Origin of the sequence: Arcobacter sp. (genome assembly GCF_050300555.1) — a bacterium.
In the GTDB taxonomy this organism is placed as follows: domain Bacteria; phylum Campylobacterota; class Campylobacteria; order Campylobacterales; family Arcobacteraceae; genus Arcobacter.
This window is the reverse complement of record NZ_JBNKXY010000235.1, coordinates 1-607: the sequence shown is the minus strand read 5'-3', so window position 1 is coordinate 607 and position 607 is coordinate 1. Positions and strand designations below refer to the sequence as shown.

The window sequence follows — 607 nt, the reverse complement described above, 5'->3', positions numbered from 1 at the left end:
AAATCTGATTGGTATGTCAACTTTGTGAAGGATTTTGAAAACTACTCAAATTTTTACAACGAAAATTTCTACCCTGAATTAAGAGATAAATTTAATTCATTAATAGAAAGAAATATTGAAATTGTTGAGAATGTTTTTGACACTCTATATGAAATTCCGAATAAAGGATTAAGATTAAAAAACAAGCTATTTTAAGCTAATTTTAAAACAAAGTTTTCATCGTATGGTCTTCCTAATTTTACAATAACAAAGGTCTGTTTTATAAAAACTTAAAATTATTTTACTTCTTACGCATATAAACACTAATAGGAACTCCTTTAAAATTGAAATGCTCACGTAGTTTATTTTCTAAGAAACGTTTATATGGTTCTTTTACATACTGTGGTAAATTACAGAAAAAAGCAAACTGTGGTTGCGGTGTTGGCAACTGCATGATATATTTAATCTTCACATATTTTGCTTTATATGCAGGCGGTGGATAACTTTCTATTATTGGCAAAAAGATTTCGTTAAGCTTACTCGTTTTAATTTTCTTAGAACGGTTTTGGTATACCTCAACAGCTGTTTCAATAGCTTTATAAATTCGTTGTTTAGACAATGCCGAAAT

Annotated in this window: 1 protein-coding gene and 1 pseudogene; one reads left to right on the top strand and one right to left on the bottom strand. The window is 28.0% G+C overall.

What is annotated here, in order from left to right; genetic code table 11:
* On the top strand, positions 1-195 hold a 195-nt coding region (locus ACQY5W_RS13340), incomplete at its 5' end, for a hypothetical protein (RefSeq protein ID WP_428025457.1).
* An 85-nt stretch (positions 196-280) separates the two neighbouring features.
* Here the strand turns inward: ACQY5W_RS13340 and ACQY5W_RS13335 are convergent.
* A pseudogene (locus ACQY5W_RS13335) lies at positions 281-607 on the bottom strand (ribosome biogenesis GTPase Der); the annotation flags it as partial.